Source organism: Neisseria sp. P0008.S010 (assembly GCF_051962715.1).
In the GTDB taxonomy this organism is placed as follows: Bacteria; Pseudomonadota; Gammaproteobacteria; order Burkholderiales; family Neisseriaceae; genus Neisseria; species Neisseria elongata.
Genome location: NZ_JBQCVA010000038.1, coordinates 1 through 21,078, shown reverse-complemented (window position 1 = coordinate 21,078; position 21,078 = coordinate 1). Strand labels below are relative to the sequence as shown.

Annotated in this window: 20 protein-coding genes; 3 read left to right on the top strand and 17 right to left on the bottom strand. The window is 55.3% G+C overall.

The genetic code is table 11. The features are described 5' to 3' along the window. Window positions 1–164: 164 nt before the first annotated feature. The 14 genes from rplS to ACTHSL_RS09380 all read right to left on the bottom strand — a co-directional run bounded on the left by rplS (window position 165) and on the right by ACTHSL_RS09380 (window position 13,607). Window positions 165–530: a 50S ribosomal protein L19 gene (gene rplS, locus ACTHSL_RS09445; RefSeq protein WP_107854028.1), complete on the bottom strand. Its 366-nt coding sequence runs from the start codon at window positions 528–530 to the stop codon at window positions 165–167. After that, complete coding sequence (gene trmD / locus ACTHSL_RS09440) at window positions 527–1,297, bottom strand: tRNA (guanosine(37)-N1)-methyltransferase TrmD (protein ID WP_440381206.1); 771 nt, start codon at window positions 1,295–1,297, stop codon at window positions 527–529. Before trmD ends, rplS begins: the two co-directional genes overlap by 4 nt. Next, window positions 1,297–1,806, bottom strand: a complete 510-nt coding sequence (gene rimM, locus ACTHSL_RS09435) for a ribosome maturation factor RimM (RefSeq protein ID WP_440381205.1) — start codon at window positions 1,804–1,806, stop codon at window positions 1,297–1,299. The genes trmD and rimM overlap by 1 nt, the downstream gene beginning before the upstream one ends. Before the next feature lie 6 nt (window positions 1,807–1,812). Next, window positions 1,813–2,061 (bottom strand): 30S ribosomal protein S16, encoded by a 249-nt coding sequence (gene rpsP / locus ACTHSL_RS09430; RefSeq protein ID WP_003772296.1) that lies wholly within the window; start codon window positions 2,059–2,061, stop codon window positions 1,813–1,815. A gap of 78 nt (window positions 2,062–2,139) precedes the next feature. Continuing rightward, window positions 2,140–4,329: a GNAT family N-acetyltransferase gene (locus ACTHSL_RS09425; protein ID WP_440381204.1), complete on the bottom strand. Its 2,190-nt coding sequence runs from the start codon at window positions 4,327–4,329 to the stop codon at window positions 2,140–2,142. Between the two features lie 153 nt (window positions 4,330–4,482). Beyond that, window positions 4,483–5,022: a hypothetical protein gene (locus ACTHSL_RS09420; protein ID WP_440381203.1), complete on the bottom strand. Its 540-nt coding sequence runs from the start codon at window positions 5,020–5,022 to the stop codon at window positions 4,483–4,485. Window positions 5,023–5,078: 56 nt separating this feature from the next. Further along, window positions 5,079–6,164, bottom strand: coding sequence for a 3-dehydroquinate synthase (gene aroB / locus ACTHSL_RS09415; RefSeq protein ID WP_440381202.1), 1,086 nt, complete (start codon window positions 6,162–6,164; stop codon window positions 5,079–5,081). Window positions 6,165–6,167: 3 nt separating this feature from the next. Beyond that, window positions 6,168–6,686 (bottom strand): shikimate kinase, encoded by a 519-nt coding sequence (locus ACTHSL_RS09410; RefSeq protein WP_440381201.1) that lies wholly within the window; start codon window positions 6,684–6,686, stop codon window positions 6,168–6,170. A 202-nt stretch (window positions 6,687–6,888) separates the two neighbouring features. Continuing rightward, complete coding sequence (locus tag ACTHSL_RS09405) at window positions 6,889–7,455, bottom strand: hypothetical protein (RefSeq protein WP_440381200.1); 567 nt, start codon at window positions 7,453–7,455, stop codon at window positions 6,889–6,891. A 154-nt stretch (window positions 7,456–7,609) separates the two neighbouring features. Next, window positions 7,610–8,263 carry a DedA family protein gene (locus tag ACTHSL_RS09400; protein ID WP_003772285.1) on the bottom strand — a complete coding sequence of 218 codons (654 nt, stop codon included), beginning with the start codon at window positions 8,261–8,263 and terminating at the stop codon, window positions 7,610–7,612. Window positions 8,264–8,407: 144 nt separating this feature from the next. Further along, entirely contained in the window at window positions 8,408–9,748 is a 1,341-nt protein-coding gene (glmM, locus tag ACTHSL_RS09395) for a phosphoglucosamine mutase (RefSeq protein WP_440381199.1), read from the bottom strand. A gap of 93 nt (window positions 9,749–9,841) precedes the next feature. After that, window positions 9,842–10,699 carry a dihydropteroate synthase gene (gene folP, locus ACTHSL_RS09390; RefSeq protein ID WP_440381198.1) on the bottom strand — a complete coding sequence of 286 codons (858 nt, stop codon included), beginning with the start codon at window positions 10,697–10,699 and terminating at the stop codon, window positions 9,842–9,844. Window positions 10,700–10,904: 205 nt separating this feature from the next. Continuing rightward, complete coding sequence (gene ftsH / locus ACTHSL_RS09385; RefSeq protein ID WP_440381207.1) at window positions 10,905–12,866, bottom strand: ATP-dependent zinc metalloprotease FtsH; 1,962 nt, start codon at window positions 12,864–12,866, stop codon at window positions 10,905–10,907. A gap of 120 nt (window positions 12,867–12,986) precedes the next feature. Next, complete coding sequence (locus tag ACTHSL_RS09380) at window positions 12,987–13,607, bottom strand: RlmE family RNA methyltransferase (RefSeq protein ID WP_107854035.1); 621 nt, start codon at window positions 13,605–13,607, stop codon at window positions 12,987–12,989. Window positions 13,608–13,732: 125 nt separating this feature from the next. Between ACTHSL_RS09380 and yhbY the strand changes: the two genes are divergently transcribed. Beyond that, window positions 13,733–14,017 carry a ribosome assembly RNA-binding protein YhbY gene (gene yhbY, locus ACTHSL_RS09375; protein ID WP_107854064.1) on the top strand — a complete coding sequence of 95 codons (285 nt, stop codon included), beginning with the start codon at window positions 13,733–13,735 and terminating at the stop codon, window positions 14,015–14,017. A 60-nt stretch (window positions 14,018–14,077) separates the two neighbouring features. Here yhbY and ACTHSL_RS09370 read toward each other — a convergent pair whose 3' ends face one another. Together ACTHSL_RS09370 and ACTHSL_RS09365 are read right to left on the bottom strand one after the other, a co-directional pair. Beyond that, on the bottom strand, window positions 14,078–14,737 hold the full coding sequence (locus ACTHSL_RS09370; RefSeq protein WP_440381197.1) for a MarC family protein: 660 nt from the start codon (window positions 14,735–14,737) through the stop codon (window positions 14,078–14,080). Window positions 14,738–14,853: 116 nt separating this feature from the next. Beyond that, window positions 14,854–16,374 carry an acetyl-CoA hydrolase/transferase family protein gene (locus ACTHSL_RS09365; protein WP_440381196.1) on the bottom strand — a complete coding sequence of 507 codons (1,521 nt, stop codon included), beginning with the start codon at window positions 16,372–16,374 and terminating at the stop codon, window positions 14,854–14,856. Window positions 16,375–16,635: 261 nt separating this feature from the next. Between ACTHSL_RS09365 and ACTHSL_RS09360 the strand changes: the two genes are divergently transcribed. Both ACTHSL_RS09360 and ACTHSL_RS09355 read left to right on the top strand, forming a co-directional pair. Beyond that, window positions 16,636–17,457 (top strand): FKBP-type peptidyl-prolyl cis-trans isomerase N-terminal domain-containing protein, encoded by an 822-nt coding sequence (locus ACTHSL_RS09360; RefSeq protein WP_440381195.1) that lies wholly within the window; start codon window positions 16,636–16,638, stop codon window positions 17,455–17,457. Window positions 17,458–17,606: 149 nt separating this feature from the next. Beyond that, on the top strand, window positions 17,607–18,617 hold the full coding sequence (locus ACTHSL_RS09355) for a 2Fe-2S iron-sulfur cluster-binding protein (protein WP_440381194.1): 1,011 nt from the start codon (window positions 17,607–17,609) through the stop codon (window positions 18,615–18,617). Between the two features lie 226 nt (window positions 18,618–18,843). On the opposite strand, the gene ACTHSL_RS09350 is transcribed toward ACTHSL_RS09355, so the two are convergent. Then, window positions 18,844–20,817 (bottom strand): TonB-dependent copper receptor, encoded by a 1,974-nt coding sequence (locus tag ACTHSL_RS09350; RefSeq protein ID WP_440381193.1) that lies wholly within the window; start codon window positions 20,815–20,817, stop codon window positions 18,844–18,846. Window positions 20,818–21,078: the final 261 nt, after the last annotated feature.

Sequence of the window (21,078 nt, the reverse complement as noted above, 5' to 3'; positions counted from 1 at the left end):
GTTCGGGTTAAGGGTAAATCTGATTGCAGGACTGATTAATGCGATGGGATGAATATTTTCGCAAGAGGTCTAATAAACTCATTCAAATCAATATCTCAAAAAGTTTAAATTTTCCAATACAAAAAAACCTACCGTTTAAACGGCAGGTTTTTGCAGAAAAATCCTTAACCTTTACGGGCAGGCAGTTTTTCTTTAATACGGGCGGCTTTACCAGTCAGGCCGCGCAGATAGTACAGTTTGGCACGGCGTACATCACCACGGCGTTTCACTTCGATTTTTTCTACAGTCGGAGAATACAGTTGGAAAGTACGTTCCACACCTTCGCCGCTGGAAATTTTGCGCACGATAAAGTTGCTGTTCAAACCACGGTTGCGGCGGGAGATGACTACACCTTCATAAGCCTGCAAACGGCTGCGGTTGCCCTCAACTACACGGACATGCACGACAACGGTGTCGCCTGGCGCGAATTCAGGGATGGTTTTACCCAGGCGGGCAATTTCTTCTTGTTCCAATTGTTGAATCAGATTCATTGTTTATTTCCTAAGTCTAATGGGATTGCCTGTTGCTCTTGCTCTATCTCCTGCAAGAGGCGGGCTTCCTGTGGGATTAAACTGCGCCTGGCCAGCAAATCGGGCCGGCGCGCCAAAGTGCGTTGCAACGACTGTTTCAGCCGCCACCGCGCAATCAAACCATGATTTCCAGAACGTAACACCTCCGGAACAACCATGCCTTGAAATTCCAATGGTTTGGTGTAGTGGGGACAATCCAGCAGGCCGTCTGAAAAAGAATCCTGCTCGGCAGACTGCATATCGCCCAACACACCCGGAACCAATCTTAATACTGCATCCATCAGCATCATGGCAGGCAATTCGCCGCCGGATACGACAAAATCGCCGATACTGATTTCTTCATCTACGCTGCTTTGCAGCAAACGTTCGTCTATACCTTCATAACGGCCGCACAACAAAATCAAATCATCCAGACGAGCCAGTTCGGATACTTTGCCATGTGTCAGCGGGCTACCTTGCGGACTGAGATAAATCACCCGGCCGCGGCCGGATATGGTTTCAGCCTGTGCGGCATCAATCGCTGCCTTTAAGGGCGGCGCCATCATAATCATTCCGGGCCCGCCGCCGAAAGGCCGGTCGTCTATGTAGCCGAGTTTGTTATCTGCAAAACGGCGAGGATTGATGGTGGAAAATTGCCACACCCCCTGCTTGGCCGCCCTGCCGGTTACACCATAACCGGTAATGCTGTCGAACATTTCAGGGAACAGGGTAATCGCTTGGATTTTCATCAATAATCCAAGCCCCAATCGGCAATAATCGTTTTACTTTCCCGATTGACATCGTCAATAAACTGCCCGACGAAGGGAATCAGTTTCTGACCGTATTCACCCCGCACCACCAAAATATCGTGGGCACCGGTTTCCATCATATTATCGACAACGCCGAGGACGTTGCCTTCACGGTTGGTTACGGTCATGCCGACCAAATCGGCCCAGTAATATTCGTCTTCATCGGCGGGGGCAAAATCTTCCCGGCTGATTTCCACCGTGTAGCCGCGCAACAGATGCGCCGCATCACGATCGTCTATTCCTGAGAATTTGACTTGAAGGCCGTCGCCGTTCAGTTTGCCGCTTTCGACGGCAACGGTACGGACATCTTCGTCTTTACGCAAACGCCACTCCGGGTAGTCCAGCAGGCTGTCGCCATATTCGGTATCTGCGGCTACTTTTACCCAGCCTTTTACGCCGAATGCGCCTTTGATGTAGCCCATGGCTACCCATTGAGTTTCGGGTTTCATAGGGAATTAAGCGGCTGCCTGTTGCTCTTTAACCAGTTTGGCAACGGATTCGCTCAACTGCGCGCCCTGCGCGATCCAGTGGTTCAGACGCTCGGTATCCAAGCGCACGCGTTCCTGTTTTTCGTTTGCAACAGGATTGTAAAAACCTACGCGCTCGATGAAACGGCCGTCGCGGCGGTTGCGGCGGTCAGTTGCCACAATGTTGTAAAAAGGACGTTTTTTTGAGCCGCCACGGGCCAAACGGATAACTACCATGTTCGATTTCCTTGATTAAAATTCGGATATACAGAAAACGGGCGATTTTAGGCCATTTTCCGCTACGGATGCAAGTATTTATTTCGGCAGCCTGCGACGGCTTTCTTTTTGCCATGTCAGTACGGAAGTAAAAAGCTGCTTGTCTTCCGCGGAAGGTTCGGACTGAAAGCCCAATTTGGCCGCCAAACCGAGCATGGCCGTGTTTTCTGCAAGGATTTCGGCACACATTGACCGGTAGCCCTGCTTTTTGGCGCAGGCAATCAATTCTTCCATCAGGTGTACCGCCAACCCCTGCCCTTTCATGCTTTCCGACACGGTAATCGAAAATTCGCATGCATCGGGGAAACGGAGGCAGCCATACTGCGCCCAGCCGACGATTTCCCCGTTGCCCGAAAAGGCGGCCAAAGCGGTTTCCCGTGCGTAATCCGTCCGGCTGAACTGCGCCAGTTGGGCGGCGGACAATTCCTTAACCGCATTCATAAACCGGCTTTTCCGATCCGCATCGCTCAGGCTGCGGACAAATTGCTGCAATGCATCGGCATCTTCCGGCAGCAAGTGGCGGATCAGGAGGATTTCGCCGTTGCGCGCACTGAAAAAACGGCCGTCTGAAAACGGTGCTTCGGGCAACAGCGGCAGGGGTTGGCTGGCACCGCCTTCATCCTCATTCCAAACGAAATCCCTAGTTTGCATTACCGCATTTTCGGAATCGACGCCGATACGCACCGCCCGCAAAGGCAGCAACCGATAAGCGGCGTGGTTAAAGGAATACAGCACCTGTTCCAACGCCGCCGCCAATTTGCGCTGCCCGAACAGGCGGCACAAACGGCGTGCGTCGGCAGTATCGAAAGGCGGCAACAGTACCGACTGCCTGCTTCCGCATTCGGCATGCAATACTGCGCCGTAATGCGGTTCGACGGTGTAAGTCAGCAGGCCGTCTGAAAAAAGGTTTTGCCCTTCTTGCGGCGGCAGGTGCAGTACGGCAAGGAAGTCGCGGCCGTTGCCCGCATACTGCCGCGCCTGCGGCAGATTCGGCGGAACAGGCGGAGAATGGGGCGGTTTGGCTGCGGTTTGCTGCCGCCGCCTCAGCCGTTGCCAGCTGTTTTGCGCCGCAACGGCGGCCAAGGCCTGTTGCGGGTTTTGGAAGCCGAAGAGGCCGTCTGAAAACGGGGAAACCAGATACAGCGGCGTTTCGCTCTGCTGCTGTAACTGCATCAGCTGGGAAACGGTATTACGCCCGCCGTCGGTCTGTACCAACAGGGCGCGGCAATTTTCCTGCTGCAACGCGGCGGCGGCAGTGTCGCGCCACACCAGGGCGTTGGAATGTCGGCCGACGGCGGGAAGGCAGTGCACCTTCAGGCTGCTTTCCTCAGCCGTGTCGCACAGCCAGCCTGCCTCGCTGTCCGACAGCACATGCAGGCTGCCGGAACGAAGTTTGCGCGGCATTTGCGCCGCCCAAACGGCCGCACGGAGTTCGTCGGGGGCAAACGCAGGCAAGGCGCCGCTGCGTTCGGCCAAGTGGCGCGCAATCTGTTTCTCGCGTCCGCACATGCTCCGCCCCGTGTACAGAATGACGTTTTTCCGTTGCGCTGCCTGCCGCAAGGTGCTGAAAAAGGCGGCATCGGGTTGGGCCGGGTATTGGACAATCAAAATATGGCTGCCCGCATCTTCGCGAAACCAATCCAGCCACGGCAACGGCGTTACAAGCTGCCCGGTCAGGTTTACCGTAAAACTGTATCCGGCCGGCGAATCGCGAAGATATTGCATCACATCGCTGCAAAAGCCCGCCGCGAAACCGACGATGGCGATTTTCCCCGCCTCGGGAGCGTGTGAATATGCGTTGGCATAAAGATTTTGCGCGGGCAGGTTGAAGCCGTCGGCACTGCACAGGGTAATCTGCGTCCTGCCCGAAGCGGCAGCTTTCTGCAGGCGTGCCAGCGATTCCCCGTCGTAACCGCCGTCGTCCGCAATGCACAATAAATGCGGGATACGCAGGCGGATGCAGGCGGCGGCAATGCCGGGGTGGGCGGAGGCATGGCAGACTGCAACCGCCGCATCCGGCTTGTCGTCAATCTGGCTGATTTGGGCATAGGCCTGCAAACCGGCCACCGTCGGATGACGCAAATTCACCGGCGTCAGCCGCCCTTGAAAGGGGTGGTTCAGCATGGAGGCAAACACGCGGCCGCCTAAAGTTTCGGAACGCTGGCTGGCTCCGATAACGGCGATATGCCGTGCGGCAAACAGGGAATGCAGCGGATGCGGGGGCAGCATGACGGACTCCTTGCGTCGGGTTTGAGGTTTTCAGACGGCCTCATCGGGATTCGGGCCGTCTGAAAGCACGGGTTTGGCAAAACTGCAACTGTCAGGAAAAGGACGGATGCCGTTGAAATGTATATTCTGCGAAACAGGCTAAACAATCGCTAATCATGTTTTACCCCGCCGAGCAGCCGCCTGAATTTCCTTGTCGCGCCGCCAGAGGCGGTAAAACGGCGGTATCAGGGTCAGCAGCAGGGCGAACACGGCACAGCTCAATCCGGCATCCATGTGTGCAAAAACCGAATCGGCAGTATAGGCCAAAGGTTTGGGACGGGTATTTTCAAGGCGATAGCGGCTGATCTGCGTGCCGACAGGGTCTGTACGAACCAATTCATACTCGTCCGCCCCGACCTTATCCAGACGGCAGGTAACTTTCAATCGCCCGCAATAATCGCTCTCCAAAGTTTCCGTCCATACCCTGTCCCGGCCGACGTCGAATTCTTCCCACCGTTTGACTGCCCAGCCGTTACCGTTATCGTTGCGGACGATGATGTGGAAGGAAAAGTTTACATTGTCCGCCGCACCGCCGTACTGCTCCTTCAAAGGCGGCAGCAGGTAAAACGCCGCCAGCCCGACCAGTGCGGATGCGGCCAACCGCCAGACAAGAAACCATATAACCCGCAGTATCAATCGGAATCGATGAGGCATTTTACACCCTCCTTTTTTCAGACGGCCTCATCGCAACTGAGGCCGTCTGAAAAAGTTTATGCCGGCAAATACGGCTGCAATACGCGGCGCAAGATTTCCATATCGCTTATGGCGGTAATATTGGCGCGGCCGAGTTTGTCCAAACCGACAAACCGCATCACACCGTCGCTGACCTTTTTGTCATGGCGCATATGCTCAATCCAACGTTCAAAAGGAAAGCGCGGCGGTTCGGCAGGCAGACCGGCCTGTTGCAGCAAGGCAGCGATTCGGGCGGTATCGGCCGCTTTCAGACGGCCTTCCTGTTCCGCCAAACGGCAGGCCAACACCATGCCCGCCGCCACCGCTTCGCCGTGCAGCCACACGCCGTAACCCATTTCCGCTTCGATGGCATGGCCGAACGTATGCCCCAAGTTCAGCCAGGCACGGATGCCGCGTTCGATTTCGTCGGCAGCGACGATTTCGGCCTTCATCTTACAGCAGTGATACACCGCCTGCGCCAGCAAATCGGGCTGTTGCGCCATCAGCCCGGCCATATTCCCTTCCAGCCAGTCCAAAAATTCGGCATCGCCCAACACGCCGTATTTGACCACTTCGGCCATACCGGCGACAAACTCGCGCGGCGGCAGCGTGGACAAAACATCCAAATCGGCAAACACCGCCTGCGGCTGGTAAAACGCGCCGATCATATTCTTGCCCAACGGATGATTGACGGCGGTTTTGCCGCCCACAGACGAATCGACCTGGCTCAACAATGTGGTCGGTATCTGGATAAAGGGCGCGCCGCGCTGGTAGGTGGCGGCGGCAAACCCCGCCGTATCGCCGATTACGCCGCCGCCGAGCGCAATCAGCGTCGTGCCGCGTTCGGCCCGGTTTTCCAGCAATTTGTCGTAAATATGATTGAGCGACTGCCAGTTTTTAAATTGCTCGCCGTCGGGCAGGATGACGGCGAAATGTTCCGTCCCCAACTCGTCCAAGGCCGTCTGAACGGCGGCCAGATACAGCGGCGCGACGGTTTCATTGGTAATGATGGCGGCTTTTTTGCCGATATACGGGCGGATGTGCCCCGCCAATCCGGCCAGCAGGTTTTGGCCGATGAAGATGGGATAGCTGTGCGACGGTGCGGCAACGGTAAGCGTGTGCATGATTCAGTCCTGTAGCATGTGCAAAATGGCGGCGGCATTTTTCTGACAATTGCCGCCGCCGGCTTCGACAACCAGATGTGCGGTTTGGCGGTAAAGCGGATCGCGGGCGGCATAGAGTGCTTCCAGTTTCGCCAGCGGATCGGCCACTTGCAGCAGCGGCCGGTTTTTATCGTAGCGCGTGCGTTCGAGCAGCACTTCCGGCTTGGCATGAAGGTAAACCACTGTGCCGCGCCCGCGCAGGCAGCGGCGGTTTTCCTCCCGCGTTATCGCGCCGCCGCCGGTAGCCAACACGATACCCGATAAGGCGGTCATCTCGTCGATAACGGCGGTTTCGCGCAGTCTGAACCCCTCTTCGCCTTCCATTTCGAAAATGGTGGGTATCGATACGCCGGTGCGTTCGCAAATGATTTGATCGCTGTCGTAAAACGGCCGCCCCAGCTGCTTGGCCAACTGCCGTCCCAGGGTGGTTTTGCCCGCCCCCATCAGGCCGACAAAAAAGATATTATGGGTTTTGGTATGCATCGGTTTGCCTTTTCGGTCGAAACCCCGCCCTTCGGGGCGGAGGCATCGTGATTGTTTCGGGAAACGCTGCTTCCCGGCCTGCTACGGCACGGCAACTCATTTTAACTGAAAAATACAAAAACACGGCATTTCTGCCATACGGACGGCAACCGCACAGGAAAAAAGGTTTTCAGACGGCCGTCTGAAAACCTTTTTATGCCGCTTACCTGCCCGCCGTTTGACAAGGCCGGCGGAATATTTGCGTTGAAGTGCCTTCGGCGCGGTTGGTGTAAACCAGCCGGAAATCACCGTTAGCCAGAAAACGGCTCTCCTGATAATCAAGCGTGGAAAGCGGGGTGGCAGTACGCATCATGTCTTTCGGCCGGACATTCAGGCGGACGGCGTTTTCAGGGTCGAAGAGTTTGGCGAAAGCCAGGCGGCCTTTGTCATCCGTACCCAAATAGCAGCCGTCGGCTTCATTTAAGGCAACCAAATTGGAGGCGGTATAACAGCGGCGGCCGTCGGTAAATTCGTCTATCGAAGAATAGCTGCCGCCCGAAATGTGCACCGAGGCGGTATTGCCGTGCCATTTAATTTCAGGCTCGCGGGGCGTGCCCGTCCATTCTTTCAGACGGCCTGCACGATAGCGAGTATAAAGCACATAACTGCCATCGGATTGTTTTTGCAGGATTTCCAAATTACCGTCGGGGGATCGGGCGATTTTGGCCGGTTCGGACGCTGCAGCAGCCGTAGCGGCAAACAGAAGGATGAAGAGCAATTTGTGCATCATATTCGGGTTTCCTCTCTTGAGTGTTCATATCGCGGATAAACGATGTTCATGAACGGCCGATAAAGCCGCCGAACACCGGCCCGTCATAAAATCATAAAAAGCAGCCCGAACACGGAACATTCAGGCTGCTTTTTCTATAATGTTTTATGCGTATTTACTTTTCCCCGCGCCGCCTGCTGCGGACTTCGGCAATTTTTTGGCGAAAAAAGCGGCTGCGCGTGCGTTTGCGCCACCAGAACCAGCCCAATATTACCGCACCGATGCCGATCAGGGCGAACAGTCCGTGCTGGAGCTGATGCACGGTCTTCATCAGCCATTCGCGGTTGGACGCGCCGTAATCACCCAAATAAACCCAAACAGGCACGGAAATCAGCGCGGCCAGCCCGTCCATCACGATGAAGCGCAAAACCGACACTTTTCGGCTGATGCCGGCGGTCATGAAAATCGGCGTGCGCAAGCCGGGCAGGAAGCGGGCGACAAACAGCACCCAGTTGCCGTATTTTTCGAATTTCTGCTCCACCTGTGTGTAACGTTTCGGCGTCATCACGCGGGCAATGGGGCGGAATTTAAGGATATTGTCGCCCCAGATGCGACCTGCAGCAAATACCAAACCGTCGCCGGCCAGCACTCCGAGCATGCCGACAACCACCATGATGTGCACATCGGTATAACCCAAGCCCGAAATGATGCCGCCGGTAACCAAGGTAATGTCTTCGGGAATCGGAACGCCGAAACCGCAGGCAATCAATACCGCGAATACGGCTGCATACCCGTATTGGAGGAAAAAACTTTCTAACAGCGCGGCCATAAGCCCTGCTCTCTTCCGTGGTTTTGGTCAAATAAAAACACGCGGCTTGGATACCGCTCCGTCCAGGCCGTCTGAAAACATGTTTCAGCCGTCTGAAAGCAGGCGGATTATACCTCATCCCGCAGCCTTTCAGACGGCCTGAGACTATTTCTTAGCCGGATTTTGAATGGCGGCAGCAATCCGTTCCGCCCCTTGGCGCGCCCAATCCAGCTGGCGCGCTTCCACCATCACGCGGACAACGGGTTCGGTGCCCGAAGCGCGCAGTACCACGCGCCCCTTGCCTTCCAATTCTTTTTCCACTTCGGCCAACACGGCAGCCGATGCCGCCTGCCAATCTTGGCCTTTTTGGATACCGACGTTGATCATGGTTTGCGGAAAGGCTTTCCAATCCACCGCCGTTTCCAAATCCTGACCCAGCACTTGCAGCGCGGCAAACACTTGAAGGGCGGAAATGATGCCGTCGCCGGTATTGTGTTTGTCCATGCAGAGGATGTGGCCGGAAGCCTCGCCGCCAATCTGCCAGCCGCGCTCGTTTAATTGCTCCAACACATAGCGGTCGCCGACTTTGGCACGGGCGAAGGGGATGTTTTTCTCCGCCAAAGCCAGTTCCATCGCCATATTGGTCATCACGGTGCCGACTACGCCGCCGAAGGTCTGCCCTTCTTTCGCCCGTGCTTTGGCAATCACGTAAATCAGCTTGTCGCCGTCGTAAACTTTGCCGTTTTTGTCCACCATCATCAGGCGGTCACCGTCGCCGTCCAGTGCCACGCCGTAATCGGCTTCGCTTTGCAGCACTGCCGCCTGCAAAGTTTTCGGATGGGTTGCACCGCATTTGTCGTTGATGTTGTAGCCGTTGGGTTCGTCGCCGATGCTCACGACTTCCGCCCCCAGCTCGTGAAACACTTTGGGCGCGACGCCGTAGCCTGCGCCGTTGGCGGTATCCACCACCAATTTCAGGCCGCGCAGGTCGAACTGGCCGGGGAAGGTGGATTTGCAAAACTCGATGTAGCGGTCGTCCGCACCGCTGATTCTGCGCGCCCGACCCAGTTCGGACGAAGGTTTCGTCCGCATTTCTTTTTCCAACTCGGCTTCGATTTCCAATTCTATTTTGTCGCTCAATTTCACGCCGCCGGCGGCGAAGAATTTGATGCCGTTGTCGGCATACGCATTATGAGAGGCGGAAATCATCACGCCCGCCGCCAAACGCAGCGCACGGGTCAGATAGGCCACGCCGGGCGTGGGCAGCGGGCCGGTTTGGATGACGTTCACACCCGCCGCGGTAAATCCCGCCACCAGCGCGGCTTCCAGCATATAGCCGGAGATTCGGGTGTCTTTGCCGATAAGCACCGCAGGACGGCCTTTGCCGTCGTGATGCACCAGCACTCGTCCGGCCGCATAGCCCAGTTTCAATACAAATTCGGGCGTAATCGGAAACTGCCCTACTTCGCCGCGCACGCCGTCGGTGCCGAAATATTTTTTTGCCATTAACGTTCTCCAAGCCTTGACGGCTTATTTTCCAATCTTCCGTTTTCAGACGGTCTCCATCGTTTGAGGCCGTCTGAAAACCCAATAATCCGTTTACTCAATCTCTCCGCCCAAAGCCTGCCAGACTTTCAGTGCGTCGGCAGTCGCCTTGACATCATGCACCCGCAGGATTTTCGCACCGCGCGCCGCAGCCGCCAAAGCAGCGGCCACGCTTCCGGCCACCCTTTCAGACGGCCTCTCCACGCCGCTCAATTCCCCTATCATCCGTTTGCGCGACACGCCGGCCAGCAGCGGCAGGCCGCACCTGTCTGCCAATCCGCGCAGATGGCGCATCAACAGGGTGTTGTGTTCCAGCGTTTTACCGAAGCCGAAACCCGGATCCAAAACCAAACGCTGCCGCGTAATCCCGGCCGCCATACACACTTCGACGCGGCCGTTCAGATAAGCCGCTACTTCCGCCACCACATCGTGATAGCTCGGATTATCCTGCATCGATTGCGGCAAACCCTGCATATGCATCAGGCAAATGCCGACAGAGGGATGCTGCGCCAGCAATTCGGGTGCGCCTTCGTCTTCCAAAGCCTGCACATCGTTGATGATGTCGGCCCAGCCATTTTCCAACAGGCGGCGCATAATGACCGTCCGCCGTGTATCGATGCTGAGCGGGACATTCCAAGCAACCAATTCGGGCAATACTGCGGCCAAACGCCGCCATTCCTCTTCCGGCGGCACAAAATCCGCCCCCGGGCGCGTGGACTCTCCGCCCAAATCCAAAATATCGGCACCCTGTCGCAACAACGTTTCGGCATGGCGCAGGGCATCCTGCCGGTTCGCGGAATAAGTCCCGCCGTCTGAAAACGAATCCGGCGTCAGATTGACTATGCCCATTATTTTGGGCTGCCGCAAATCGAATGCAAACCGCCCCGCCTGCCATACCGTATTGTCCGTCATTGCACACGCCGTCTGAAAAAACGGACATTATATAGCGAAGGCCGTCTGAAAGCACGAAACAGGCGGGCTTGATGTATTCGGTTTGAACATTCGGTTGCGCGTTATCATTGTTTCGGCAGGGGTTCTGACAAACCTTCCGCTTTTGCAAAACCGCCGAATAAAAAAACAGCCTGCATCGACAGGCTGTTCGGTAAAGATACGGCTATTAGGATTTGTTTTCCGACTGATCGGCAGAAGACTCTTGTCCTTTACCGCCATTCTCGGAATCGGACGCAACCTCGCCGCTTGAATGATCAGAAGGCTGCTCGGTCCGGCCTTCGGCAGGCTGTTCCGCCTGTTCCTGCTCGGCAGGCTCTGCCGCTTCTTCGCCATCTTTGCGGATGTTGTGGCTGTAATCCTTGGGCGGGCTGGGTTGTTTGCCTTCCATAATTTCCAGCACCTGATCGCGTTCTATGGTTTCCCATTCAATCAGGGCGCGGGTCATGGTTTCCATCTTATCGCGGTTTTCATCCAAGATTTTGTAGGCAATCGCATATTGCTCGTCCAAAATCCGACGGATTTCCGCATCCACATCCTGCTGGGTTTTCTCGGAAATATTTTGCGAACGTGTCACGCTGCGGCCCAAGAACACCTCACCCTCGTTTTCGGCATACACCATCACACCCATTTTCTCGCTCATGCCGTAGCGGGTAACCATTTCCCGGGCAATTTGGGTGGCACGTTCGAAGTCGTTGGACGCGCCGGTGGAAATACGGCCGACAAACAAGTCTTCGGCAATGCGTCCGCCGAACAGAATCGCAATCTGGTTCAGCATTTGGTCTTTATACATGCTGATGCGGTCGCGTTCCGGCAACTGCCATGTCAGACCCAAAGCGCGGCCGCGCGGCATAATGGTTACCTTGTGCACCGGATCGGTACCTTCCAGGCTTTCCGCCACAATCGCATGGCCGGATTCATGGTAGGCAGTGGCGCGTTTTTCGTCCTCGTGCATAACCATGCTGCGCCGTTCGGGACCCATGTAAATTTTGTCTTTGGCATCCTCAAAATCACTCTGATCCACTTTCAGCTTGTTGCGGCGGCCGGCAAACAGGGCGGCCTCATTGACCAAGTTGGCCAAGTCCGCACCGGAAAAACCCGGTGTACCGCGCGCCAAAGAAGTCAAATCCACTGATTCGTCCAACGGCACTTTTTTCGCATGCACTTTCAAAATTTGTTCGCGGCCGCGGATATCGGGCAGCGGCACCACCACTTGGCGGTCGAAACGGCCCGGGCGCAACAGCGCGGGATCGAGTACGTCCGGACGGTTGGTCGCGGCAATCACAATGACGGTCTGATTGCTTTCAAAACCGTCCATTTCCACCAAAAGCTGGTTCAAAGTCTGTTCGCGTTCGTCGTTACCGCCGCCCAAACCGGCACCGCGCTGGCGGCCGACGGCATCGATTTCGTCAATAAAGATGATGCACGGCGCATTTTTCTTTGCCTGCTCGAACATATCGCGCACACGGCTGGCACCTACGCCGACGAACATTTCGACAAAATCCGAACCGGAAATGCTGAAAAACGGCACACCGGCTTCACCGGCAATCGCTTTGGCCAAAAGGGTTTTACCCGTACCCGGGCTGCCCGCCAGCAAAATGCCGCGCGGCATCCGCCCGCCTAAACTCTGATAGCGGTTCGGTGCTTTGAGATAGTCGACGATTTCCTGCACTTCTTCTTTGGACTCATCACAACCGGCCACATCGTCAAAGGTTACTTTATTGGAATCGCTTTCCAACAATTTGGCGCGGCTCTTGCCGAACGAGAACGCACCGCCTTTGCCTCCCCCGCCGGTCTGCATCCGCATAAAGTAGAACCATGCGCCAATCAGCAGCAAGACGGGCAGCAGGCTGAAGAACAGGCTGCTCAAAACACCCTGACGTTCTTCCGGCGTTACCTGGACACGGATGTTTTTCGCCAGAAGCCTGTCAGCCAGCTGATAATCCATGGGCGCATTGGTGGAAAACTTGGTTTTGTCCGTGCGCTCGCCTTTAAGCGTATAGCCCGCCAGTGCGGAACCTTCTATCGTTACACTGGCGATTTCGCCTTTATTGACCTGTTGGACAAATTGGGAATACTCAATCTGCCGTGCCTCTTCCCTTTGCGTCTTAACGGCATTGAAAGCCGCCATCAACCCGACTATCAAGGCCGACCAAATCAACAGGTTTTTTACAATGCTCCTCACAAAAACGGACTCCCAAAAATAAATAAAGAAACAGGGGCGGCATTCTAATTCACCCCCGATAGCTTGTCAGCGTTTATTTCTGCCTAGCAGGTAAATCTCGCTGGAACGGTTGCGCGAAGCACCGGGCTTACGCGTCTGCACTGAAGAAAAGGCGGCACGCATCTCCGCCAAAAATTCCGTGTAACCCGCACCCTGGAAGACTTTCACCAAAAAGTGGCCGTTCGTCTTCAAATGGTTGCGTGCGAAATCCAGTGCCAACTCGCATAAATAAAGGCTTTTGGCCTGATCGGTTACCGCGTGGCCGCTCATATTGGGTGCCATATCGCAAATTACAAGGTCCAGCAGCCTGTCGCCGAGCAAAGATTCGAATTGCGCCAAAACTTCATCTTCGCGGAAATCGCCCTGAATAAAGGAAACGCCCGCAATCGGCTCCATAGGCAGAATATCGAGTGCGAACACCGCCCCCTTCTCGCCCGCCAGCTCCGCAGCTACCTGCGACCAGCTTCCCGGCGCGCTACCCAAATCGGCCAACACCGTCCCCGGCTGAATCAAACGGTCTTTCTCGTTTATCTCCAGAAGCTTGTAAGCGGCACGCGCACGATAGCCGTCTTTCTGCGCCTGATGGACGTAATGGTCGTTGACGTGTTCGTTCAACCATGCTTTAGAAGATTTCGAGCGTGCCGCCATTTCAGGTACCCACCGGTATTTAAATTCGTAAAAGCGGGCTATTCTACACGATTTCAGACGGCCTCCGAATGACGGAACCGATGCTTTCGCGTAGAATGCCGCTTTTTTCCGACAAGCATACCGACATGAGCAACAAACCAGACAGCAAACAGCTACTCGAACTGAAGGCGCGCGCCCATCATCTCAACCCCGTGGTCATGATCGGCCAGCAAGGCCTGACCGAATCCGTTATCAAAGAAACCGATGCCGCCCTGACGGCGCACGAATTGATTAAAGTACGCGTTTTGGGCGACGACCGCGCCGAGCGCATCGCGATGTGCGAAGCCTTGTGCGCCGCCACAGACGCGCAACTGGTACAGCATATCGGCAAATTGTTGGTTTTGTGGCGGGAAAATCCGGAAGAAGCCTGAGATTTTATTCCGATTACAGGATAAAGGCCGTCTGAAACTGTTTTCAGACGGCCTTTATCCTTATCCGGCCAATACGGGGAACGCCCCCTTCAAACCGGCCACCAGCATCTGTGTACCGATGACGGCCAATATCAAACCCATCATCCGCGTGACCACGTTCATCACATTTTTCCCCAGCAGGCGCGTGATTTGCGCACCGAAGAGAAACAGCGTGTAAGTGATTAAACACAGCAGGGAAAATGCGCCGACCACAATCAAGGTTCCGGTCAGCGAATCGCCGGCAGACAAGTTCATCGCTGTAGCAATCGTACCTGGCCCGGCGAGCAGCGGCGTACCCAACGGCGAAACGGCCACGTTCATTTTTTCCTGATACAGCACGTTTCTGTCTTCCTGCAGCTCGGCGGAGGCAGGGGTGCGGTGCATAGGCGAACGATTGCCCTGCACCATATGAAAGCCGATTAGGAATACCAAGATTCCGCCCGCTATCCGCAATGCGGGCAAAGTGATACCGAACATTTCAAAGATAAAGCGGCCGGCAAAGGCAAACACCAGCACGATAATAAAAGCTATGATCAAACCTTTACGCGCCACCGCCCGCGCCATTTTCCTGTCGTCGCCGTCAGTCAGGCTGAGATAGACAGGCAGGCTGGATATTGGGTTCATAATGGCGAAAAAGGCCATGAACGCCAAGCCGAACTGATGCAGGTAAAATTCCAACATTTTTTCAAACCAAGATAAAAACGGCCGATTATACCTTCTGCCGGATTACCTAATCAAAAAAGGCCGTCTGAAAAACATTTTCAGACGGCCCCTCCTAATAGCGAAGCTGTAACACCTTATTTCACACGCATATCGCCGGTTTCAACAAACCGCTGATGCCACGACAAAGCCTCGTTCAGCAAATGCGGCGTATGCAGGCCGCCTGCTTTTTCCGCACGGGCATAGTAGTCGCGCAATTGGTCGCGATAGTCGGGGTGTGAACAGTTTTCGATAATCAGTTTGGCACGTTCGCGCGGAGACTTACCGCGCAAGTCGGCCAAGCCCTGCTCGGTTACCAACACCATCACGTCGTGTTCTGTGTGGTCGTGGTGGGAAACCATGGGCACGATACAGGAAATCGCACCGCCTTTGGCCACCGACGGTGAAACGAAGAACGACAGATAGGAGTTGCGCGCGAAATCACCCGAACCGCCGATACCGTTCATCATCTTCGTACCCATGATATGGGTAGAATTTACGTTGCCGTAAATGTCGGCTTCGATCATGGCGTTCATGCCGATAACGCCGAGGCGGCGGATCAATTCGGGATTGTTGGTAATTTCCTGCGGCCGCAGGATGATTTTGCTGCGTAAAAAATCGATGTTTTCATTGAAACGGTCGAGCGCGTCCGGGCTGAACGACAATGCAGTTGCCGAAGCGGACAACATTTTTCCGCTCAGAATCAAATCCAACATCCCGTCTTGCAGCACTTCGGTAAAACCGGTCAGATTGTCGAACGGGCCGTCCTGCAAGCCAGCCAGCACGGCGTTTGCCACGTTGCCGACGCCTGACTGCAAAGGCAGCAGGTTTTTCGGCAGCCTGCCCATTTTGACTTCGTGCGAAAAGAAATCGATGATTTGTGCGGCAATGCTTTTCGACATCTCGTCCGGCTCGGCAAACTTGCTGTTGCGGTCGGACGCATCCGTCAGAACGATACCGGCGATTTTTTCCAAATCGCAATGCAGATAAGGCGTGGCGATACGGCCGCCCGCCTCGGTCAGCGGGATAGGTTTGCGGAACGGAGCCAAGCCGACGCTGTCGTAAATATCGGCCATCCCCTCCAATTTTTCATTTTGGCGTGCGTTCACTTCCAAAATAACTTTTTTCGCTTTCTGCAGCCACGTTACATTGGTTCCGACGCCGAGGGAGGGAATCAGCTTGCCGTCTTCGGTAATACCGGCCACTTCAATGACGGCCACGTCCATTTCGCCGAAAAATCCCGCGCGAACCTGTTGTTCGATATGCGACAGATGGACATCCATATAGGCGGCATCGCCCGCATTGATTTGATTACGCAAAGTGGGGTCGGATTGGAACGGGCTGCGGAATTCGATGGCGTTCGCACGCGCCAGCACACCGTCACATTCGTCCGCGGTAGACGCACCGGTAATCATACGGATTTTGAAAGCCTCTCCTTTAGCGTGCGCGGCTTCCGCTTTGGCCGCTACCGCACCCGGCACGGCTTTGGGATAACCCGCCCCGGTAAAACCGCTGATGCCGACGGTCATTCCGTTTTGAATAAATTCGGCCGCCTGTTCGGCGGAAATGATTTTTTGACGCAAACCCTCGTGGCGTACGCGTCCTGCCGCATCGCTCATATGATTCTCCTTCGAATAAAACACCTTAAAACAAGGCTGCAATTGAACAGTCCGGCCAAAACCCAAGCCGGTCGGACGGAATATATAGTAAAGCCCGTATAGTGTAAAGTTTCCTCCCTGCCTTGCGAAATTCCGCATCCGTACATCAAAAAACGCAAAAATATGCCGAACGGCAAAACAACATTTTCAGACGGCCTTCCCTTTGCCTCCCAAGCTTGTATAATCCGCTCCTTGTTTTACCGTTCCTTACAGAGAGCCATTATGAAACAAACTTTGAAACTCAGCCTGACCGCACTGGCCGCCGCATGCGCGCTGGCCGCCTGCAAACAAGAAACCTCCACTCCGGCAACATCCGCCGCTTCGGGCTCGGCCGCCAACACCGCCGCTTCTGCCGCTGCCAAAGACGCTTCGGCATTGGGCACGCCCGAACAGCAGGCCAGCTACGCGATGGGTATCGACATCGGCCGCAGCTTCAAGAAAATGAAAGAGCAAGGCACGGCCATCGACATCAAACTCTTCACGCAAGCCATCGAAGACGTAGTGTCCGGCAAAGAAACCCGCATCAGCGAGCAGCAGGCCAACGAAATCATGATGGCCTTCCTGCAGAAAGAACAAGCCAAGGCACAGGCCGCCGCCGATAAAGATGCGCAAGCCGAACTGGCCAAAGCACAAGCCTTCCTGAAAGAAAACGCCACCAAAGAAGGCGTGAAAACCACCGCCTCCGGCCTGCAATACAAAGTCATCAAAGAAGGTACCGGCAAAAATCCGAAACCCGATTCGATGGTCAGCGTAACCTACACCGGCAAACTGACCGACGGCACCGTATTCGACAGCAATGCCGACGCCAAAGAACCGATGGCCTTCCCGCTGCCCGTCATGATTAAAGGCTGGCAGGAAGCCTTGCCGATGATGAAGGAAGGTGCGGAATACACCCTCTACATCCCGCCCGAACTGGGTTATGGTAACGAACCTCCACGCAACTCAAAAATCCCGAAAAACGCCGTGCTGATTTTCGACGTCAAACTGGCCGCCACAGGCGAAATGCCGAAAGACGCCATGGTCGGCCTGCCGCAAGGTCAATAATCAGGCCGTCTGAAACGGTGCGGGCAATTAACGATACCGTATCGCCTTTCCGTTTCGAACATTTACGGCATTGATAGGGCCGTCTGAAAACCACCGCTTCCCTGAAGCGAAATTTTTCAGACGGCCTCAACACACCTAAAACCCACAACATGAAACACACAATTACCCTATCACCCGACAACGAAACCTTTGAAGCCGACGACGGCGAAAGCATCTTGGCCGCCGCGCGCCGCCAAGGATTCAACCTGCCCCACTCCTGCCAAAACGGCATCTGCGGCCAGTGCAAAGCCGAAATCGCCGCCGGAGAATTCGAACAGGGCGAACACGCGGAACAAGCCCTTCCCGCCGAAGAACTGGCCCAAAACAAAATCCTGATGTGCTGCTGCTATCCGCGCGGCGACATCCGGCTCAACGTCCCCGGCTACAACAGCAGCAAAATGCCACCCGTCAAAACCCTGCCCGCACGCGTCGCTTCAGTGGAATACCTGCACGACACCGCCATCCTCAAACTCGACATGCCGAAAAAGCCGCCGTTCGTCTTCCTCGCCGGCCAATACATAGACATCCTGTTGAAAGACGGACACACCCGCAGCTACTCTCTCGCCGGCAGCCCCTCGCAGGCAGAGCAGCTCGAACTGCACATCCGCAAACGCGAAGGCGGCCTGTTCAGCGGCATGTTGTTCGGCAACGACCGGCTGATTAAAGAGAAAACCATCATGCGCGTACGCGGCCCGATGGGGACGTTTACCCTGAACGAAGAAGAGACGCAGCCGATTATCCTATTAGCCACCGGCACCGGTTTCGCCCCCATCCAAAGCATCCTGCTCCGCTTAATCGAACAACAATCGCAGCGGCAGGTTCACCTTTATTGGGGCGGCCGCAACGAAGCCGAACTATATTACGCCGAACAAGCCGCCGAACTGACAGGCCGTCTGAAAAACGGCCGCTTCACGCCCGTACTCTCGCGTGCGGATGAAAGCTGGAACGGCGCGCGGGGCTATGTCCAGCAACAGGTGTTGCGCGACCATCCCGACCTGTCCGCCCATCAGGTATACGCTTGCGGCTCGCCGGCCATGATTACCGATGCGCAGGAAATACTGACGGGGCAAGGCCGTCTGAAAAACGACGCCTTCTTCTCCGACGCTTTTTCCCCCGCCTGATAAGTACGAACGGAAAATAAAAAATCGGCACCGCCGTGCCGAAAAAACCGCGCTGTTTGCGGAAGCAGACCTTACGTCGCCGACGATGCAGCTGAAACGCCAGTTATGGACTGCAGGGCGGGCAAAATCCGCTTCCGCAAACAGCGCGGAATGAAAATTGTATAAACCTAATCACAGGCCGTCTGAAAAGACGGTTTGTTTTTTTCAGACGGCCTGACGGTTCGGATTAGAACTGCATCTGCAAACGCAACCAAGCCGTGCGGCCGGGCTCGTTCACGCGCGTGGTCTGCGTTCCGGCAGAAGGATCGCCGCCTTTGCTGACAAATTCGGCATAGGTTTTGTTGAACACATTGTCCACGCCGCCTTGCAGGGTGGCGAATTTGGCGATGCGCCAGCCGGCATTGAGCGACAGTATGCCGAATCCGGCGGATGCGCCGACGTCTTGGCCGACAATATTACCTTGGCCGACGGCATAGCGTTTTTGCGCTGCCGCCACGCGCCAGAGTGCGCCTGCGCTGAATTTGCCGTTATCCCACGCCAGAGAGTTGTTCCACTCTAGAGGCGGGGTTTGCGCCAACGGACGGCTGTCGGTACGGTTTTTGCCGCGCGTGTAGGCCAAGTTGCTGCCGATTTCCCAGTTGGGGGCGAATTTCCATTTGATTTCGGCTTCGCCGCCGATGCGGTTGGCATCAATATTACGGACGTTGGTCATCATGCCGCGTCTTTCGAGCAGAATGAAGTCGTTGATGCGGCTGCCGAATACGGATACGGAAGCCTGTACGTTTTCGTTTTTCCAAATAATGCCCGCATCAAGCTGGCGGTTTTGCTCGGGACGAACGATTTTGTTTTCGGAATGCAGGCGTTCCCAGTAGTCCGGCCCGCGCTCTGCAATGCCGAAACCGGCGTAATATTTCAGGTTGCCGGCGGTTTGTTCCCAACGCAGGAAGCCGGAATTCAGATTGTATTTCTGATGTTTCAATACGGGGTCGGTAACGCGGTTGGTATCGTAATGCGCTTTGACTTGGTCGTGGCGCAGGCCGGCTACCCATTTTTGGTTTTCGTTACGCTGCCATGCGGCTTCGGCAAACATACCCCATTGCTTGAAGCTCTGGTTTGGCATGAACGGCTTGTGGCGGTAACCGTCGCCGCCGCGTTCCATACGCGCAACGTGCACGTCATCCAGATAATCTATGCCTGTTTGCAGATTGACCGTATCCCAGTCGAAGGTGGCTTTCAGACGGCCTGTATCGGTGTTGCGTTTGGGGTTGTTGGCGTTTTTAATCTGCATGCCCGTGTTATTGTCGTAAATTTTACGCAGGCTGTAGGTGTCCATAACGTGGTCGATTTCGCTTTGACCGTAGCGCAGCTCGAGTTCGCTGAACCAAGGCGTGATGCTGCGTTGGCTGAAGCGGATGTTCCAAGCGTCGCGGTCGAATTTGCTGCCGTCCATCTTACGGTCGGCGTAGGCGACTTTCGCGCGGCTGCGTTCGTATGTGCCGGCGATGGTGGTGTTTTCGGTCGGCGTGATGCCGACTTGCAGCATTTGGCTGTCGCGCTTGAAGTTGGAATGAACGTGGTGGCCGGCACCGTCTTTGTAGTCGTCCGCTTCGTTGTGCGAAATATTGGTGCGGACGTAAGCGTATTTGCCGCCGAATTCCGCTTCGAGCGAACCGTCGCGGCGGCCGTGGCGGCCGACTGTGGCGGACGTGTTTATATTGTAGGGTTTTTCAGAAAAATCAGGATTTTTGCGGACAAATTGAACGGAACCGCTCACCAAGCCCATGCCCTGCGTAACGGTTTGCGGGCCTTTGGTTACAATCACTTCGTCAAAACTGTTGGGATGGATGTACGCGGTCGGCGGGTCCATACGCATACCGCAGCCGCCGTAAATAAACTGGTCGTCCGCATTGACGGACAGGCGCGAACCGCCCAAGCCGCGGAACAGCGGATCGCCCGAGCTGCCGCCTTTGCGGATGATGCTCATATTGGGCACGGACTGAAGCAAGTCCGCACCGTCGCCGGCCGGCATGGGCTGGATGGTGGCTTTCGGGTTGAATTTGACCGTATTGGCCTTTTGCTGCTGCGTGCCGGTAACGACCACGGGCGCAAGTGCGGAATCTTGTTCGACAGGTTCATCGGCTGCCCAAACTTGGGTTAGGGCCAGCGTCAATGGCAGGAGTAAGAAGTGTTGGCGTTTCATAGGAAATTAACTCCATTGTGATTTGTTATATTGAAATATTTTGGGTTTAAATCGCAAATTAAGTTTTTGCAATCAGTATGATTGTATCAATCAACGATACGGAATAACATACGGTAATTACCTGTTTTTTAAATTCTTTTGCCTATTTTTGATTTAACTCAATATTTCTTAACTTGGTTAAGGCCGGCGGATTCGCATTTGAAGTGCAACTTTCCATAACAGAAAAAGGCCAGTATGCGGTAGCATACGGCCTTTCCTGCA

Coding starts and splice junctions, on each gene's coding strand:
- rplS (WP_107854028.1), bottom strand. CDS start 530: ATGAATCTGATTCAACAATTGGAACAAGAAGAAATTGCCCGCCTGGGT.
- trmD (WP_440381206.1), bottom strand. CDS start 1,297: ATGAAAATCCAAGCGATTACCCTGTTCCCTGAAATGTTCGACAGCATT.
- rimM (WP_440381205.1), bottom strand. CDS start 1,806: ATGAAACCCGAAACTCAATGGGTAGCCATGGGCTACATCAAAGGCGCA.
- rpsP (WP_003772296.1), bottom strand. CDS start 2,061: ATGGTAGTTATCCGTTTGGCCCGTGGCGGCTCAAAAAAACGTCCTTTT.
- ACTHSL_RS09425 (WP_440381204.1), bottom strand. CDS start 4,329: ATGCTGCCCCCGCATCCGCTGCATTCCCTGTTTGCCGCACGGCATATC.
- ACTHSL_RS09420 (WP_440381203.1), bottom strand. CDS start 5,022: ATGCCTCATCGATTCCGATTGATACTGCGGGTTATATGGTTTCTTGTC.
- aroB (WP_440381202.1), bottom strand. CDS start 6,164: ATGCACACGCTTACCGTTGCCGCACCGTCGCACAGCTATCCCATCTTC.
- ACTHSL_RS09410 (WP_440381201.1), bottom strand. CDS start 6,686: ATGCATACCAAAACCCATAATATCTTTTTTGTCGGCCTGATGGGGGCG.
- ACTHSL_RS09405 (WP_440381200.1), bottom strand. CDS start 7,455: ATGATGCACAAATTGCTCTTCATCCTTCTGTTTGCCGCTACGGCTGCT.
- ACTHSL_RS09400 (WP_003772285.1), bottom strand. CDS start 8,263: ATGGCCGCGCTGTTAGAAAGTTTTTTCCTCCAATACGGGTATGCAGCC.
- glmM (WP_440381199.1), bottom strand. CDS start 9,748: ATGGCAAAAAAATATTTCGGCACCGACGGCGTGCGCGGCGAAGTAGGG.
- folP (WP_440381198.1), bottom strand. CDS start 10,699: ATGACGGACAATACGGTATGGCAGGCGGGGCGGTTTGCATTCGATTTG.
- ftsH (WP_440381207.1), bottom strand. CDS start 12,866: ATGGCGGCTTTCAATGCCGTTAAGACGCAAAGGGAAGAGGCACGGCAG.
- ACTHSL_RS09380 (WP_107854035.1), bottom strand. CDS start 13,607: ATGGCGGCACGCTCGAAATCTTCTAAAGCATGGTTGAACGAACACGTC.
- yhbY (WP_107854064.1), top strand. CDS start 13,733: ATGAGCAACAAACCAGACAGCAAACAGCTACTCGAACTGAAGGCGCGC.
- ACTHSL_RS09370 (WP_440381197.1), bottom strand. CDS start 14,737: ATGTTGGAATTTTACCTGCATCAGTTCGGCTTGGCGTTCATGGCCTTT.
- ACTHSL_RS09365 (WP_440381196.1), bottom strand. CDS start 16,374: ATGAGCGATGCGGCAGGACGCGTACGCCACGAGGGTTTGCGTCAAAAA.
- ACTHSL_RS09360 (WP_440381195.1), top strand. CDS start 16,636: ATGAAACAAACTTTGAAACTCAGCCTGACCGCACTGGCCGCCGCATGC.
- ACTHSL_RS09355 (WP_440381194.1), top strand. CDS start 17,607: ATGAAACACACAATTACCCTATCACCCGACAACGAAACCTTTGAAGCC.
- ACTHSL_RS09350 (WP_440381193.1), bottom strand. CDS start 20,817: ATGAAACGCCAACACTTCTTACTCCTGCCATTGACGCTGGCCCTAACC.